13 protein-coding genes and 1 riboswitch are annotated in these 15,643 nt (G+C 73.7%); of the genes, 4 read left to right on the top strand and 9 right to left on the bottom strand.

The window, feature by feature from the left end; genetic code table 11:
• Positions 1 to 64 precede the first annotated feature (64 nt).
• Positions 65 to 1,309: a cytochrome P450 gene (locus tag ACFY8W_RS13895; RefSeq protein ID WP_391104343.1), complete on the bottom strand. Its 1,245-nt coding sequence runs from the start codon at positions 1,307 to 1,309 to the stop codon at positions 65 to 67.
• 227 nt (positions 1,310 to 1,536) lie between these two features.
• Here ACFY8W_RS13895 and ACFY8W_RS13900 point away from each other — a divergent pair, with 227 nt between their 5' ends.
• Positions 1,537 to 2,706 carry a steroid 3-ketoacyl-CoA thiolase gene (locus tag ACFY8W_RS13900; RefSeq protein ID WP_391104346.1) on the top strand — a complete coding sequence of 390 codons (1,170 nt, stop codon included), beginning with the start codon at positions 1,537 to 1,539 and terminating at the stop codon, positions 2,704 to 2,706.
• A 260-nt stretch (positions 2,707 to 2,966) separates the two neighbouring features.
• Here the strand turns inward: ACFY8W_RS13900 and ACFY8W_RS13905 are convergent, their stop codons facing one another.
• Positions 2,967 to 4,196 (bottom strand): nitronate monooxygenase, encoded by a 1,230-nt coding sequence (locus ACFY8W_RS13905; protein WP_391104349.1) that lies wholly within the window; start codon positions 4,194 to 4,196, stop codon positions 2,967 to 2,969.
• Positions 4,197 to 4,302: 106 nt separating this feature from the next.
• On the opposite strand from ACFY8W_RS13905, the gene ACFY8W_RS13910 reads away from it, so the two are divergent.
• Positions 4,303 to 4,899, top strand: coding sequence for a TetR family transcriptional regulator C-terminal domain-containing protein (locus tag ACFY8W_RS13910; protein WP_391104352.1), 597 nt, complete (start codon positions 4,303 to 4,305; stop codon positions 4,897 to 4,899).
• A gap of 575 nt (positions 4,900 to 5,474) precedes the next feature.
• On the opposite strand, the gene ACFY8W_RS13915 is transcribed toward ACFY8W_RS13910, so the two are convergent.
• The 7 genes from ACFY8W_RS13915 to ACFY8W_RS13945 all read right to left on the bottom strand — a co-directional run bounded on the left by ACFY8W_RS13915 (position 5,475) and on the right by ACFY8W_RS13945 (position 13,762).
• A complete protein-coding gene (locus ACFY8W_RS13915) occupies positions 5,475 to 5,876 on the bottom strand; it encodes a transglycosylase SLT domain-containing protein (RefSeq protein ID WP_391104355.1) in 402 nt (133 codons plus the stop codon).
• Positions 5,877 to 6,182: 306 nt separating this feature from the next.
• The gene (locus ACFY8W_RS13920) at positions 6,183 to 7,094 is read right to left on the bottom strand and encodes an ECF transporter S component (RefSeq protein ID WP_391104358.1); all 912 of its coding nucleotides are present in this window, start codon (positions 7,092 to 7,094) and stop codon (positions 6,183 to 6,185) included.
• A 41-nt stretch (positions 7,095 to 7,135) separates the two neighbouring features.
• Positions 7,136 to 8,899 carry an ATP-binding cassette domain-containing protein gene (locus ACFY8W_RS13925; RefSeq protein ID WP_391104361.1) on the bottom strand — a complete coding sequence of 588 codons (1,764 nt, stop codon included), beginning with the start codon at positions 8,897 to 8,899 and terminating at the stop codon, positions 7,136 to 7,138.
• The gene (locus ACFY8W_RS13930; RefSeq protein WP_391105520.1) at positions 8,896 to 10,167 is read right to left on the bottom strand and encodes a CbiQ family ECF transporter T component; all 1,272 of its coding nucleotides are present in this window, start codon (positions 10,165 to 10,167) and stop codon (positions 8,896 to 8,898) included. The genes ACFY8W_RS13925 and ACFY8W_RS13930 overlap by 4 nt, the downstream gene beginning before the upstream one ends.
• A gap of 182 nt (positions 10,168 to 10,349) precedes the next feature.
• Positions 10,350 to 11,051: an SCO2322 family protein gene (locus ACFY8W_RS13935; RefSeq protein ID WP_391104364.1), complete on the bottom strand. Its 702-nt coding sequence runs from the start codon at positions 11,049 to 11,051 to the stop codon at positions 10,350 to 10,352.
• Positions 11,048 to 12,343: a prenyltransferase/squalene oxidase repeat-containing protein gene (locus ACFY8W_RS13940; RefSeq protein ID WP_391104367.1), complete on the bottom strand. Its 1,296-nt coding sequence runs from the start codon at positions 12,341 to 12,343 to the stop codon at positions 11,048 to 11,050. The genes ACFY8W_RS13935 and ACFY8W_RS13940 overlap by 4 nt, the downstream gene beginning before the upstream one ends.
• A gap of 94 nt (positions 12,344 to 12,437) precedes the next feature.
• Positions 12,438 to 12,509: riboswitch (cobalamin riboswitch) on the bottom strand.
• A gap of 200 nt (positions 12,510 to 12,709) precedes the next feature.
• Positions 12,710 to 13,762: an MBL fold metallo-hydrolase gene (locus ACFY8W_RS13945; protein WP_391104370.1), complete on the bottom strand. Its 1,053-nt coding sequence runs from the start codon at positions 13,760 to 13,762 to the stop codon at positions 12,710 to 12,712.
• A gap of 120 nt (positions 13,763 to 13,882) precedes the next feature.
• Between ACFY8W_RS13945 and ACFY8W_RS13950 the strand changes: the two genes are divergently transcribed.
• Both ACFY8W_RS13950 and ACFY8W_RS13955 read left to right on the top strand, forming a co-directional pair.
• On the top strand, positions 13,883 to 15,352 hold the full coding sequence (locus ACFY8W_RS13950; protein ID WP_391104373.1) for an aldehyde dehydrogenase family protein: 1,470 nt from the start codon (positions 13,883 to 13,885) through the stop codon (positions 15,350 to 15,352).
• Positions 15,352 to 15,585, top strand: coding sequence for a ferredoxin (locus ACFY8W_RS13955; protein ID WP_386865446.1), 234 nt, complete (start codon positions 15,352 to 15,354; stop codon positions 15,583 to 15,585). The genes ACFY8W_RS13950 and ACFY8W_RS13955 overlap by 1 nt, the downstream gene beginning before the upstream one ends.
• Positions 15,586 to 15,643: the final 58 nt, after the last annotated feature.

The raw sequence follows: 15,643 nt of genomic DNA on the forward strand, positions 1-15,643 counted from the left end.
GGCGGCTTGGGGACTGTCCGGCCGGCCAGGGCCGGCCCGCCGGACAGACCCTGCCCGGCGAGTCCTAGCCCACCCTGACCTGGAGCTCCTTGATGCCGTTGAGCCAGGCGGCCCGCAGTCGGCGCGGGTCGCCCGCGAGGCTGAGGTCGGGCAGTTCGTCGGCGAGCGCCTCGAAGATCAGCTCGATCTCCTTGATGGCGAGGGACTTGCCGAGGCAGAAGTGCGGGCCGCCGCCGCCGAAGCCGAGGTGCGGGTTCGGGTCGCGGGTGATGTCGAAGACCTCGGGGCTCCCGAAGACCTCGGGGTCGTTGTTGGCGGAGGAGTAGAAGAGGCCGACGCGGTCGCCGCGGCGGATCTTCTGGCCGCCGAGTTCGGTGTCCTGCGTGGCGGTCCGCTGGAAGGAGACCACGGGCGTCGCCCAGCGGACGATCTCCTCGGCGGCGGTCGCCGGCCGCTCCCGCTTGTAGAGCTCCCACTGGTCGGGGTGGGTGAGGAAGGCGTGCATGCCGTGGCTGATGGCGTTGCGGGTGGTCTCGTTGCCGGCGACGGCGAGCAGCAGGACGAAGAAGCCGAACTCGTCCGAGGAGAGGTTGCCCTGGCCCTCGGCGGCGACGAGCTGGGACACGATGTCCCTGGCCGGGCACTCCTTGCGGGCGGCGGCGAGGTTCATGGAGTAGCCGATGAGCTCCATGGCGGCCTCGGCGCCGATCTCCTCGGTGATCGCGTACTCGGGATCGTCGTACGCGACCATCTTGTTCGACCAGTCGAAGATCCGGGCCCGGTCCTCCTGCGGTACGCCGATGAGTTCGGCGATCGCCTGGAGCGGCAGTTCGACGGCGACCCTGGTGACGAAGTCGAAGGCGCCGTCGGGTCCCGCACCGGATCTGGCCTCGGCGACGATGGCGCGGGCCCGGTCGCGCAGCGCGGTCTCCAGGCTGCGGATGGCGCGGGGGGTGAAGCCGCGCTGGACGATCTGGCGGACCCGGGTGTGTTCGGGCGGGTCCATATTGAGCATGATCAGCTTCTGGACCTCGATCTGGTCCCGGTTGATGTGCTCGTTGAAGCGGATGACGGCGGTGTTCTCGTTCGAGGAGAACAACTCGGGGTGCGTGGAGACGTACTTGACGTCGGCGTGCCGGGTCACGGCCCAGTAGCCCTCGTCGGCGAAACCGGTGATGCCGGGGGGCTGGGCGCACCACCAGACGGGAGCGGTCTGCCGGAGCTGCGCGAACTCGGGGTGCGGGACGCGGCTCTGGAGCAGATCGGGGTCGGTGGCGTCGAACCCTTCGGAGAGATGGGGACAGGGCATCGGCAACACACTCCATTATCTGATGGCCCATCAGAAGTTGCCGGGAAAGGTAGTAACGAGTTCTACAAGTGGCAAGAGAAGAGGTGGGAACTGTTGCGTCCCGGACCCTTGCGTACCGGCGGTAGCAGTCATAAGACTGCACTCAGAACTAGAACGCGTACTAGTTCTACGTGACGTCGACCGGCGAGGGTGCCGGGACACCCCCCGGGCGAGGAGAGGACGAGCTCATGGCCGCGGAACCCGTCATCGTCGAAGCCGTACGCACTCCGATCGGCAAGCGCGGAGGCGCGCTCGCCAACCTCCATCCCGCCTACCTCCTCGGCGAGACCTACCGCGAACTCCTCGGCCGCACCGGCATCCACGCCGACTGCGTCGAGCAGATCGTCGGCGGCACCGTCACCCACGCCGGCGAGCAGTCCATGAACCCCGCCCGCACCGCCTGGCTCACCATGGGCCTTCCGTACGAGACCGCCGCCACCACCGTCGACTGCCAGTGCGGCTCCTCCCAGCAGGCGAGCCACATGGTGGCCAACATGGTCGCGGCGGGCGTCATCGACATCGGGATCAGCTGCGGCGTCGAGGCGATGTCCCGGGTCCCGCTCGGCTCCGGATCCAAGCACGGGCCCGGCAAACCCTGGCCCGACGAGTGGAACGTCGACCTGCCCAACCAGTTCGAGGCCGCCGAGCGCATCGCCCGCAAGCGCGGCCTCACCCGCGAACGCGTGGACTCACTCGGCCTGCTCTCCCAGGAGCGCGCCGCCGTCGCCTGGGCGGAGGAACGCTTCAAGCGCGAGACCTTCGCCGTCCAGGTCCCGACGACCGAGGAGGAGCAGGCCGCCGGGCAGGGCATGTGGCGGCTCGTCGACCGCGACGAGGGCCTGCGCGACACCAGCATGGAGGCCCTGGTCCGGCTCAAGCCGGTCATGCCGACCGCGATCCACACCGCCGGCAACTCCTCCCAGATCTCCGACGGCGCCGCCGCGATCATGTGGGCCTCCAAGCGCATGGCCCGCGCCCTCAAGCTCCGGCCGCGCGCCCGGATCGTCGCCCAGGCCCTGGTGGGGGCCGACCCGCACTTCCACCTCGACGGGCCGGTCGACGCGACCAGGGCCGTGCTCGGCAAGGCCGGGATGTCGCTCAAGGACATCGACCTGGTCGAGATCAACGAGGCCTTCGCGTCCGTGGTGCTGAGCTGGGCGCAGGTCTTCGACCAGGATCTGGAGAAGGTCAACGTCAACGGCGGCGCCATCGCCCTCGGCCACCCCGTGGGCGCCACGGGCGCGCGGCTCATCACCACGGCCCTTCACGAACTGGAGCGCACCGACAAGGAGTTCGCGCTGATCACGATGTGCGCGGGCGGGGCGCTGGCGACCGGCACGATCATCCAGCGGCTGTAGGGCTCCGCGGGCTCCGGCCCATGAGGCCTCCGCGGTCTCCGCCGCCCTCCGCCGACTCGGCCGTCTCCGCCGCCTTCCGCCACTCGGTCGCCTCCGCCACCTCCGTGGCCTGCGGCCTACCAGGGCCCTACGGCCTGCGCGGCCCCTCCAGCCTCTGTGGCCCTACGGCCTCCGTGGCACCTGTAGGTCGCGGGCCGCGTCCGCCCGCTTACGGCGCCGCGGCAGCGAGCCCGCTCACGGCGCCGGGGCAGCGAGCCCGCTCACGCGTCCGCCACCGCGTCCGCGTCCGCGACCAGCGCCGCCAGGAGCTCCGCCGCCCTTACGTCCGGGCGGCTGAGTCCGGCGGCCTGGCCGGCCCACAGGTTCACGTAATCGGCGCGCTCCTGCTCCGCCGCCGCCCGTCTGATCGGCAGCATCAGTGCGTTCTGCAGCGGGTACGGCGGTACGAGGTCCTCGTGGGCGGCCATGTCCCGCACGAAACGGTTGGGGATGCCGCGCGCCGTGCGGCCCGAGAACAGCCGGGTCAGAACCGTCGTACGGGCCTCGGGGCCGCCCAGTGCCCGGCGGTGGACCGGGCTCGCGCCGGACTCGCGGGCGGCGAGGAAGGCGGTGCCGATCTGCACCGCGTCCGCGCCGAGCGCCAGCGCTGCCGCGATCCCGCGGCCGTCGGCGATGCCGCCCGCCGCGACCACCGGCACCGCGACCGCGTCCGCCACCTGCGGGACCAGGGAGAACGTACCGACGAGGGACTCCCGTACCGGCCGGAGGAAGGCGCCCCGGTGGCCGCCCGCGTCACTGCCCGAGGCGACCACCGCGTCCACGCCGGAGGCCTCCAGGGCCACGGCCTCCGCGACCGTGGTCGCCGTACCGATCAGCGCGATGCCGCGCCTGCGCGCCTCCGTCACGAGGCGGCGCGGCGGCAGGCCCATGACCAGGCTGATCGCCGGCGGGGCGGCGGCGATCAGCGCGTCGAGCTGCTCGTCGAAGTCCGGCCGGGCTGCGAGCTCGGCGGCGGTCGGCGCGGCGACGCCGAGCTCGGCGTAGTACGGCCGGAGCCGTTCGACGTGGGCGGCGAGGCCGGGAAGGGCGGCGAGCTCTGGGGGGCTGGTGGGGTCGGTGGGGCTGGCGGGCCTGGCGGGGCTGGTAGGGCCGGTGAGGTCAATGGAGTCGCCGGAGTCGCCGGAGTCGCCGGAGCTGCCGGAGCTTGCGCCGCCGCCATGGCCCTCGTGGCCGTGGTGGCCGTCGGGGCGGGGTTCGCCCTCCTGTGGCACCCACAGGTTGACGGCGAAGGGCCGGTCCGTGGCCGCCTTCAGGCGGGCCACCAGGGCGGTGATGCCGTCCGGGGCGAGGTGGTGCGCCCCGTACGAGCCGAGGCCACCGCCCTCCGAGACCGCGACGGTCAGCTCCACGGAGGACAGGCCTCCGCCGAACGGACCTTGGACGACGGGAAGTTCGACGGAGAGCAGCTCCCCAAGACGGCCCGGCCGCATACAGCCTCCTCGGTCGTGGCGGGCCTCGTGCCCGCCGCCGTCGAGAAGGGTAGACGACCTAGATGACCGGTCAACTAAAACGCCGGAATCCTTTATAGTCACGGTCATGGGACGCACCAGCACGGCACGTGAACGGCTTCTCGACGCCACCGGCGAGCTCATGCGCGGCCGCGGCTACGCCGCCGTGGGCGTCGCGGAGATCTGCGCGAAGGCCGAGGTGAAGAAGGGCAGCTTCTACCACTTCTTCGAGTCGAAGCAGGCCCTGACCGTCGAGGTCGTCGACGCCTACTGGGCCGCCGAGCGGCCCTGCTGGACCGAGGCCGTGACCGGCCCCGGGCCCGCCCTCGACCGGTTGCGGCGGCTGCTCGCCGGCCCCGCCGAGCTCCAGCGGCGGGTCAAGGAGACCACCGGCAGCGTCGACGGCTGCCTCCTCGGCAACCTCGCCCTGGAGCTCAGCACCCAGGAGCCGGACGTACGGGCCAGGCTCGACGAGATCTTCGACGAGCAGATCGCGACGGTCGCGGCGGTCCTCGCCGAGGCCGCCACGGAGGGCGCCGTCCCGGCCGACCGGTCAGGGCCGGACGTCGCGCGGGCGGTCGTCGCCCAGCTGGAGGGCCTGGTGCTGCTGGCCAAGCTCAAGAACGACCCGGCGGTCCTGGACGGGCTGTGGCCGCAGGTCCGGCTGCTGCTGTCGGCGGCCTGACCGAGGCGGTCATCGGCCGGGGTCGTCGGCCTGGCCCCCCGGCTGGGGTGGCGGCTGACCGAGGCGGCCACCGGCCAGGGTGGGCGGCTTGACCGAGGCGGCCGCCGGCCGGGTGGCGGCCTGGCCCCCACCGGCCGGAGTGGGCGGCTGGCCGAAGGCGGCCACCGGCCGGGAGTCGGCGGCGTGAGAGAAGCCGACCGCCGCAGGGAGACCTCGCCGCAGGGAGCCCGACTGCCTCAGGGAGGCCGCTCGCCTCAGGGAGACCTCGCCGTAGGGAGCCCGACCGCCTCAGGGCCCGGCCGCCTCAGGGAAACCGCTTGCCTCCGGGAGGCCACTCGCCTCCCGGAGGCTGACCGCCTCAGGCAAGCCGATCACCTCAGGCAAGCCGATCACCTCAGGAAAGTCGACGGCCTCACGGAAGCCCGCCGCGCATCACGGAAGCCCGCCGCGCGCCATGGAAGCCCACCGCGCCTCCCCCGAGCCCGCCCCATCCCGCGGTGAAACGCCGCAGGCCCCGCCCCTCCGAGCGGAGGGCGGGGCCTTGCGGGTACGTGCGCGCTGCGGCGTGGTGACTCTTAGTACCAGCCGTGGGTCTGCCAGAAGTTCCAGGCGCCGTTCGGGGAGCCGTAGCGCTCGTTCATGTAGTCGAGACCCCACTTGATCTGGGTGGCGGGGTTCGTCTTCCAGTCGGAGCCGGCGGAGGCCATCTTGGAGCCGGGCAGGGCCTGGACCAGGCCGTAGGCGCCGCTGGAGGAGTTGGTGGCGGTGTGGTTCCAGCCGGACTCGTGCTCGACGATCTTGCTGAAGGACGCGTACTGCGACGGCGGCACGATCTGTCGGGCGATCTCCTGCGGGGTGGCGGCAGAGGCCGTACCCGTGTTGCCGAGGACCGCACCCGAGGCGCCGATGAGCACGGCGGCGGAGACGGCGAAGGTCTTCTTGCGGGAGACGGCGCGAGTGGCGATCGAGCGGAACAAAGCGTCATACCTAACGTCGGGGACATGGTCGCGCCGGGCGTTTTCGGCATGCCGGAACCAGAGCCCGGGGATCCGGGAGCTGGCGGGGAACCGGCCTGCCGTGGTGCTTCACGAACCTCGCTGAGCACCGGCTGCCTGGCGACGTCCACCAGACAAACAGGCCCGCGGCGGCGATGCAACGACCCCCTGTACGAGGGGGATTCGGACCCGGACGGGGGGTCCCGGGTCGCGCAGGGGCGAGCGTCCCGCCCCGTTTCCGCAGGTCACGTACGTGTATGGGGTGATTTGGGTGGCTCGTCCGGGCTACTACTCCGGCTCGTACGTGACCTGGGTCCTATGAGGGGCCTCACCCCGGGAGGCCCTCTCAGTGCCCTCGAATGTGACCTGGGCCTCGAAGTTCGCGCGCCGTGTGGCCCGCCGGAGGGCGCGCAGGAGCGGGCCGCCGACGGTCAGGGTGAGGACGACGGTGAGCAGGGCGCGGCCGAGGTCCCAGCCGAGGGAGGTGGCGAGGACGTAGGCGAGGAAGCGCACCAGGTTCTCGGCGGTCGGTGCACCCGGGGCGAAGCAGATCCCGCACGCGTCCGGGTTCTGCCCGCTGCCGACCGTCACCCATCCGTAGAGATTGGTGACCGTGCCGTACGCGAACGCCGCCAGGAAGCCGTATGCGGAGAGCACCAGGAGCTCGCGCCGGCCCCGCAGGCCCGCCGGGGCCGGCAGCAGGCCCGCGCCCATCGCGAACCAGCCCATCGCCAGCATCTGCGTCGGCATCCACGGCCCCACGCCACCGGTGAGCAGCGCGGAGGCGAACATCGTCACCGCGCCCAGGATGAAGCCGAATCCCGGGCCGAGGACCCGGCCGCTCAGCACCATCAGGAAGAACATCGGCTCCAGGCCGGCCGTCCCGGCGCCGATCGGCCGCAGCGCCGCCCCGACGGCGGCGAGCACACCCAGCATCGCCACCGCCTTCGCGTCCAGGCCGCAGTCGGCGATGGTCGCCACGACGACCGCGATGAGCAGCGGCAGGATGAGGGCGAAGAGCCAGGGGGCGTCGGCGGCGTGGTCGGTGACGGCGGAGTCCGCGTCGGCGAACAGCGGCCAGCAGATGCCGACGAGACCGACGAACGAGACGAGCACGAGCGCGGCCACGGAGCGGGGCCCGAGCCGGACGGGTCGTGCGGTGCGCGGGACGGGGGAGTCCTTCAGGGGGTGGTCGCGCATGGGCGAGTCGTTCACAGGGGAGTCGTTCGCGGGGGAGTGGTTCACGGGCGAGTCGTTCGCTGGGGAGCGGTGCACGGGCGGAGCGCCTCCTCCACCTGTTCGACCGTGAGCCACGGCTCGGGCGCGAGGATCTTCGCGACCTGTGGGGAGAAGGCCGGCGAGGAGACCACGACCTCGGCGGTCGGACCGTCGGCGACCACCTCACCGCCCGCGACGACCACGACACGGTGTGCGAGCTCCGCCGCCAGCTCCACGTCGTGCGTGGCGAGCACGATGGCGTGCCCTTCGGCGGCGAGCGCCCGCAGGTGCGTCACCAGGCGGGCCTTCGCCGCGTAGTCCAGGCCGCGGGTGGGCTCGTCGAGCAGCAGGAGCGGTGGGCGGGCGGTCAGGACCACGGCGAGCGCGAGCGCGAGCCGCTGGCCCTCGGACAGGTCGCGCGGGTGCGTGCCGTCCGCGACGCCCGGCAGCAGCGCGGACACCAGCTGCCGGCAGCTTCCGGGTGCGGCGCCCGCGTCGGCGTCGGCCGCGGCGCACTCCGCCGCGACGGTGTCCGCGTACAGCAGGTCCCGCGGCTCCTGCGGCACGAGACCCACCTGCCGGATCAGCTCACGCGGATCGGTGGTGTGCGGGACGAGCCCCGCCACCCGGACCCTGCCGCCCGTGGGCGCGACCATCCCGACGAGCGCCCCGAGCAGCGTGGACTTCCCGGCCCCGTTGCGCCCCATGAGCGCGACCGTCTCCCCGGCCGCGACCTGCACCGTCACCTGTCGCAGCGCCTCGACGCGTCCGCGGCGGACGGCGAGGCGGTCGACGGCGACGAGGGGGCCGGTGGGAGCCGCGGTGGCGGGGAGGGCGCGCCGCCGCCTGAACAGGGAGTTCCACCCGCCCCGCCCGGCTTCGGCCGGGGCAGGCTTCCCGGGCTCGGCGGCTCCGGTGTCGGGTGCGGTGCGCGGGTGCGTGCCGTCCGCCACGCCCGGCAGCGGCGCGGCGTGGGGGAGGAGGCCCGTGAGGCGGGACTTCAGCGGGCCGGCCGCGCGGCGGGCGTCGCGGACGGACAGGGGGAGCGGGTACCAGCCGGCCAGGCGGCCGAGGCCGACGACCGGAGGGTGGACCGGGGAGACGGACATGATCTCGGCGGGCGGGCCGAGGACCGCCTCCGGCAGCAGCAGGACCTGGTCCGCGTACTGCACCACCCGCTCCAGACGGTGCTCCGCCATCAGGACCGTGGTGCCGAGATCGTGGACCAGTCGCTGGAGGACGGCCAGGACGTCCTCGGCGGCCGACGGGTCGAGCGCCGAGGTCGGCTCGTCGAGGACGAGGACCTTCGGGTGCGGCGTGAGCACCGAGCCGATCGCGACCCGCTGCTGCTGCCCGCCGGAGAGGGTGGCGATCGGACGGTCGCGCAGCTCCGCGAGGCCGAGCAGGTCGAGCGTCTCCTCGACGCGCCGCCGCATCACCGACGGCGCGAGCCCGAGCGACTCCATGCCGTACGCCAGCTCGTCCTCGACCGTGTCGGTGACGAAGTGCGCGAGCGGGTCCTGCCCGACCGTGCCCACCAGATCCGCCAGTTCCCGCGGCGGATGCGTCCGCGTGTCCCGTCCGTCGACCGTGACCCGGCCGCTGAGCGTGCCGCCCGTGAAGTGCGGGACGAGGCCGGAGACGGCACCCAGCAGGGTCGACTTGCCGACTCCCGAAGGGCCGACGAGCAGCACGAGCTCGCCCTCGGGCACCGTCAGGTCGACGTTCCTGAGGGTGGGTTCGGCCTCGCCGTCGTACGTGACCGACACGTTCTCGAAGCGGATCACGGGCGCGGACCCTCCTTGGCTGCGTCCTTAGGTGTGACGGATGTGACGGATGTGACGGATGTGACGGGTGTGGCCGGTGTGACTGACACGCCGGACGTGACTGGCACGGCGGACATGACTGGCGCGACGGGTGCAGAGGGTGTGACTGGAGCGGCGGGTGGGACTGGTGCGGCGGGCGCGCCAGGTGCCACGGGCACGACGGGCGCCACGAAGGCCGGCAGCAGGCCGACCAGCACGGAGGCGGCCGGCCACAGCGGCAGTGCGGGGGCCTCCAGCGGTACGACCCCGGGGTGCAGCGCCTCCGGCGCGGCCGCTCCGGTAAGGATCACGAGCACCGCCACCGCCACGCCGGAACCCGCGACCAGCCACGCCCGCACGCCCCAGCGGTCCGGCCGGTACCGGGTGCGCACCGTCCTCCGCCCGCCGAGCCGCAGCCCGGCGACCGCCGCGGCGAGCCCCGCCACGAACAGCGGCAGCCCGTACCCGGCGCCCTGCGCTGCGAGCAGGCCGTACGAGCCGGCGCACACGCCGAGCAGCCCGCCGAGCGTCAGCACGTTGGTCGTGCGCCGGACGGCGGGCGGCACCTGCGCCGTACGGCCGTACCCGCGCGCGTCCATCGACGCGGCCACCGCCACCGAACGCTCCAGGGCGCCCTCGAGGACCGGCAGTCCGATCTGCAGCAGCGCCCGCACACCGCCGGTCGGGCGGCCGCGGAGCCGGCGGGCGGTGCGCAGCCGCACCACGTCCGCGACGAGGTTGGGCGCGAACGTCATCGCCACGACGACGGCGACCCCCGCCTCGTACAGCGCCCCCGGCAGCGACTTCAGCAGCCGGGAGGGGTTGGCGAGCGCGTTCGCCGCGCCCACGCAGATCAGCAGCGTGGCCAGCTTCAGCCCGTCGTACAGCGCGAACACCAGCTGCTCGGCCGTGACCCGGCCGCCGACCCGGATGCCCTGTGCCCAGTCGGGCAGCGGCACCTCGGGCAGCGTGAACAGCAGGTGCGTGCCCGGGATCGGCGAGCCGAGGAGCAGCGAGAAGAGGACGCGGAGCCCGACGACGAAGAGGCCGAGCTTCACGAACGCGCCGTACGAGCGGGCCCAGGGCGCGTCGGTACGGCGGGCGGCGACGACGTAGCCGGCGACGCCGACGACCAGGCCGAGGAGGAGCGGATTGGTGGTCCGCGAGGCGGCCACGGCGAGCCCGAGGGCCCAGAGCCACCAGGCGCCGGGATGCAGGGCGTTGGACCGCGTCGCCACCGGCGCCCGCAGCCGGGCGACCGGCCCGGCCGGTGCGACTGGTGCGACCGACCCGACCGACCCGACCGACCCGACCGACCCGACCGACCCGACCGACCCGACCGGTCCGACCGGTCCGGCCGGTGCGACCGACCGGCCGGCCCCGGCCGGTCGCGAGTTCGCGACGCGCCGGGGGTCCTGCCCGCGATCCGCCGTCATCGACCGCGGCGGCGGGCCTGCCAGACGCCCGCGGCGCCGAGGAGGAGCACGGCGGCTCCGCCCGCGACGAGGCCGAGGGACGGACCGCCGGTGTCCGACGGGGCGGGCGGGTTCGCCGAGGCCGCCGAGGCCGGGCCCGCGGGTGTCCCCGACGGCTTCGTCCCCGGGGTGGTCTCCGGCAGGGCCACCTGCTCGCCGCAGCCCTGCCGCGGATAGCCGGAGATCCCGCACAGCAGTGCGTTGCTGTCGTACCGGAGCGGCTTGGCGACCGCCGCGAGCGCCTCCGCGGCGGTGGCGTCCTCCCGCACCTGCGGACAGTGCGTCCGCACCGCCGGTCGCGGCGGGGCCTCGCCGGGCGGCGCGTCCTCGGCGCCGCCGAAGTCGACGACCACGGCGACCCGCTTCGTGCCGGCCTTCTGCTCGACGCCCGAGCAGATCCTGGTGAAGTCGGGGACGGCGGAGGGCTGCGTCGCGTCGGCGGCGTCACGGCTGACGGCGAAGCGGAAGCCGACGACGTCGCCGTCGGCGGGCCGGGCGGTCGCCGGGCCCTGCGAGGCGTAGCCCCACTTCGCGCCCGCGCCCGCGCCCTGGTCCTCCCAGAAGGACCAGTAGCGGTAGCCGGACTCGGCACCGGCGGGCGCCGCGACGGCGAGCGTCAGGATCGCGGCGCCGACGCCCGCGGCGAGCCGGGTCCTCACTTCTTGCGGCCGCTCAGGAGGAAGCCGATGCCGACGCCGACGACCGTGCCGATCCCGATGATCCACCACACGTCGAAGCCGCCCTCGTCCTCGTCGGCGCCCGCGGACGCCTGCGAGTTGTCGGGGGCCTTGGGAGCGGGGCCGGTGGCGTTCAGCTTCTCCAGGAGGTCGACGGTGCCGAAGCTGCGCGGGTCGGTGTCCATCGCGTGCGCGGCGAAGACGAGCTGGGCGTAGGCGGCCGGGCCGCTGGTCTCGGCCCAGTTCGCGGAGTTCTTCTCCAGCCAGGCCAGCGCGCCGGTGGCCTCCTTCTTCGCGCCGGAGGCGGCGAGCGCCACGACGGCGTCGGCGGTGTTGCCGTAGTCGGGCAGTTCGGCGGGCCCGGAGGCGCCGGGCATCGGAGGCGCGGTGAGGTGGCCGGTCCCCGCGAGCTGCGCGGCGAGGTAGGAGGCGCCGTTGAGGGCGGCCCGCTCGGGCGTCGGCTTGGCGCTCTGGTCCGTGCAGACCGGCTTCTGCTCGGGCTGCGCGCCGCGGGCGGTGATGCCCTTGCCGAGGCCGGCCAGGGTGGCGGCGGCGGTGGCGTCCGCGTTGGCGAGGAGCTTGCCGTCCTTGTCGGGCTGGTAGGCGAAGGCCCCGGCGCTGCCGGCCGCGCCCTTGGCCGCCTCGCTGCCCGCGCCCTTGGCCGCCTCGCCCGTGCACGGCAGGGCGAAGGTGAGGAGCGCGTCGTACGGGGTCCTGCCGTCGGCGGACTTCACGCCGCCGGGCCGGACGCTGGACGCGGCGAGGGAGCCGATGACGATCGAGGTGGAGTTGGCGTCGCTGGGGCCGCCGGGCAGGTAGCTCCAGCCGCCGTCCTTGTTCTGGACGCTCTTCAGCCACTCGACGCCCGCCTTGACGGCCTTGTCGGTCTTCGCCGGGTCGGCGGACTGGCGCTTCACCGCGCCGAGCGCCTGGACGGCGACGGCGGTGGAGTTGCTGTCCAGCATCGTCTTGGCGTCGCAGGCCTTCGCCGGCTCGGGGCGGTACGCGGCGAAGCCGCCGTTGGCGCACTGCTGGCCGAGCAGCCAGTCCACGGCCTGGTCGGCGGGCTGGATGCCGGAGGTGCGCTGGGCGAGGAAGGCGAGCGACTGGCGCCAGACGCCGTCGTAGGTCGGGTCGGTCTTGCCGTAGAGCCCGGCCGGGATCTTGACGGGCGAGGGGGTCGGCGAGGGCGCGGCGGCGGCCACTCCGGCGACGGTGGTGCTGAGCACGGCACCGGCCGCGAGTGCGGCGGCGGCGCGGCGAACGCTGATCATGGGTCCCTCTCTGCGGGCACCGGACACCGGCACCCCGGGGGGCCAGCCTCCGGCGCCGTATTCCTCGACGGTGCCGGCGCTCACGTCCCGTACCGGGCATTCCGACTCGCCACCACTGCGGTGGCTCACGGCTGCGGGTCAGTGCCGGATTCCCACCGGCTTCCCCCAGTACGGGCATGACGACGACCGCCCACTTTACCGGCCGGGCCCGGGCCGCTCCCGGAGCCGTACGTCACACGGCCTCGTGCGTCACACGGCCTCGGGCGTCGTACGGCCGCGTCGTCGCACGGCCACGCGCGTCATGCGGCCCCGCCGTCGCAAGGCCTCGTGCGTCGCACGGCCTCGTGCGTCACACGGCCACGCACGTCACACGGCCACGTACGTCACGGGGTCCGTGCCCGGCACCGGCTCGGCGCGGCCCAGCTTCACCAGGCGGCGGACGTGGGCCTCGGCCTCGCTGACGGCGATGTTGCGGGAGCCGTACGGGATGCGGTCCCAGGGGCGGTTCCACTCCATGCGCTCGGCGAGCTGCCAGGGCGTGAGAGGCACGGCGAGCAGCGCGAGGAGACCGGTGAGACGGTCCTCGTGGTGGGCGAGGAGCTCGCGGACCCGGCCGGCGGCGTCGGCGAAGGCGTACTGGTGGGCCGGGAGCACCTCGGCGACGCCGAGCCGGCCGATCCGCTCCAGCGAGTCGAGGTAGTCGCCCAGGGGATCGGTGACGGTGGAGTCGTCGGGGTCCTCGTAGAGACCGATGTGCGGGCTGATCCCGGGCAGCAGGTGGTCGCCGGAGAACAGCCTGCCGTGGCCGGGCAGCCCGGCCGGGTGGGCCTCCTCCAGGTGGAGGCAGACGTGGCCTGGTGTGTGGCCGGGCGTCCACACGGCGCGCAGCCGTCGGCCGGCCAGGTCGAGGAGCTCGCCGGGCACGATCTCGCGGTCGGGCAGGGCGGAGCGCAGTCCGGGCAGCGTCCGCATCCGCCCGCCGGCGGCGCGGGCGGCGAGCAGCGGCGCGGTGTGCTCCTCGGGCGCGCCGACTGCGGCGAGCTTGCGGGCCAGGTAGTCGAGCCAGGTCCCGGGCTCGGCGTCGCGGGTGCGGCGGACGACGGCGATGTCGGCGGCGTGCATGGCGATCCAGGCGCCGGACTCCTCGCGCACCCTGCCGGAGAGGCCGTGGTGGTCGGGATGGTGGTGGGTGACGACCACCCCGTGGACGTCGGCCGGGGAGAGTCCCAACGCGCCGAGGCCGGCGGTTAGTTCGGTCCACGAGTCGGGATCGTCCCAGCCGGTGTCGACGAGCACGGGCCCGCGGTCGGTGTCGAGGACGTGCACCAGGGTGTGCCCGAGCGGGTTGTCCGGAATCGGCACCCGCAGCGACCAGACGCCCCCGCCGTGCTCGGTCACCGCGTCGGTCACCTGCGTCATGAGCGTCCTCATCTCTGCTTACCGGCAAGGCACTTGCTCGACCATTGCCCACTATAACTAGAACTGGTATCAGTTCTGAAACACAGTCAGATACTGCGTGGTTCCGGGAGGCAGTCGGTCATGACCGAGCTTGTGGAGCACGGAAAACTGTTCATCGGCGGCGAGTTGACCGACCCGCTCGGCAGCGAGGTCATCGAGGTGGTCTCCCCGCACACCGAGGAGGTCATCGGCCGGGTCCCGCACGCCTCCGAGGCCGACGTCGACCGGGCCGTCGCCGCCGCGCGGCGCGCCTTCGACCAGGGGCCCTGGCCGCGGGCCACGCTGGAGGAGCGGATCGAGGTCGTCGGGCGGATCAAGGACGCCATCGCCGTACGGCACGAGGAGATCGCCCGCTCCATCAGCTCCCAGAACGGGTCCCCCTACTCCTGGTCCGTCCTCGCGCAGGCGCTCGGCGCGATGATGGTGTGGGACTCGGCCATCACCGTGGCCAGGCAGTACGCGTTCGAGGAGCGGCGCTCCGGAGTCCTCGGGCCGCTGCTCGTGCGGCGCGAGCCGGTCGGCGTGGTGGCCGCCGTCGTGCCGTGGAACGTGCCGCAGTTCACCGCCGCCGCCAAGCTCGGCCCCGCGCTGCTCGCCGGCTGCGCGGTGATCCTCAAGCCCTCGCCGGAGTCGCCGCTCGACTCGTACATCCTCGGCGAGATCGCGGCCGAGGCCGGCCTGCCGGAGGGCGTCCTCTCCATCCTGCCCGCCGACCGGGAGGTCAGCGAGTACCTGGTCGGGCATCCCGGCGTCGACAAGGTCTCCTTCACCGGCTCGGTCGCGGCCGGCCGGCGCGTGATGGAGGTCGCCGCCCGCAACCTCACCCGCGTCACGCTCGAACTCGGCGGCAAGTCCGCCGCCGTCGTCCTGCCCGACGCCGACGTGGCGGCCGCCGTCGCCGGGATCGTGCCCGCCGCGTGGATGAACAACGGCCAGGCCTGCGTCGCCCAGACCCGCATCCTCGCCCCGCGCTCCCGTTACGAGGAGATCGCCGAGGCCTTCGCGGCGGCGGCCGGCGCGCTCGTGGTCGGCGACCCGCTCGACCCGGCCACCCAGGTAGGCCCGCTCGTGGCACGCCGCCAGCAGCAGCGCTCCCTCGACTACATCGGCATCGGCCAGGCCGAGGGCGCCAAGGTCCTCGCCGGCGGCGGCCGTCCGGAGGGCCTGGACCGCGGCTGGTACGTCGAGCCGACCCTCTTCGGCGGCGTCGACAACTCGATGCGGATCGCCCGCGAGGAGATCTTCGGGCCGGTCATCTGTCTCCTGCCGTACGAGGACGAGGACGAGGCCCTGCGGATCGCGAACGACTCCGACTACGGCCTCTCCGGCAGCGTCTGGACCGGCGACGTCGAGCACGGCGTCGACTTCGCCCGCCGGGTCCGCACCGGCACCTTCAACGTCAACACCTTCAGCCTCGACATGCTCGGCCCGTTCGGCGGCTACAAGAACTCCGGCCTCGGCCGGGAGTTCGGCCCCGAGGGCCTGTCCGAGTACCTGGAGCACAAGATGATCCACCTGCCCGCCGGTTACGAGGGGCCGGGTGGGGCGTGATGGGCGACCGCTGGCACGTGGAGGTCGACCGAGGCGTCTGCATCGGCTCCGGCATGTGCGTCAACCACGCCCCGGACGGCTTCCGCCTCGACGCCGCCCGCCAGTCCCACCCGCGCGACCCGGAGTCCGACGCGAACGAGCGGATCCTCGCTGCGGCGGAGGGCTGCCCGGTGGAGGCGATCTCGATCGCCCTGGCGGACGGCGGCGAGCCGGTGTTCCCTCCGGAGGAGTAGCGGCCGCGTGGTTCACTTCTCCCTCGATCACGGGGGTGAAAGGTCCCCCGTGACCAGG

Origin of the sequence: Streptomyces sp. NPDC012637, assembly GCF_042954805.1 — a bacterium.
Taxonomy (GTDB): Bacteria; Actinomycetota; Actinomycetes; order Streptomycetales; family Streptomycetaceae; genus Streptomyces.

Coding starts and splice junctions, on each gene's coding strand:
- ACFY8W_RS13895 (WP_391104343.1), bottom strand. CDS start 1,309: ATGCCCTGTCCCCATCTCTCCGAAGGGTTCGACGCCACCGACCCCGAT.
- ACFY8W_RS13900 (WP_391104346.1), top strand. CDS start 1,537: ATGGCCGCGGAACCCGTCATCGTCGAAGCCGTACGCACTCCGATCGGC.
- ACFY8W_RS13905 (WP_391104349.1), bottom strand. CDS start 4,196: ATGCGGCCGGGCCGTCTTGGGGAGCTGCTCTCCGTCGAACTTCCCGTC.
- ACFY8W_RS13910 (WP_391104352.1), top strand. CDS start 4,303: ATGGGACGCACCAGCACGGCACGTGAACGGCTTCTCGACGCCACCGGC.
- ACFY8W_RS13920 (WP_391104358.1), bottom strand. CDS start 7,094: ATGCGCGACCACCCCCTGAAGGACTCCCCCGTCCCGCGCACCGCACGA.
- ACFY8W_RS13940 (WP_391104367.1), bottom strand. CDS start 12,343: ATGATCAGCGTTCGCCGCGCCGCCGCCGCACTCGCGGCCGGTGCCGTG.
- ACFY8W_RS13945 (WP_391104370.1), bottom strand. CDS start 13,762: ATGACGCAGGTGACCGACGCGGTGACCGAGCACGGCGGGGGCGTCTGG.
- ACFY8W_RS13950 (WP_391104373.1), top strand. CDS start 13,883: ATGACCGAGCTTGTGGAGCACGGAAAACTGTTCATCGGCGGCGAGTTG.
- ACFY8W_RS13955 (WP_386865446.1), top strand. CDS start 15,352: ATGGGCGACCGCTGGCACGTGGAGGTCGACCGAGGCGTCTGCATCGGC.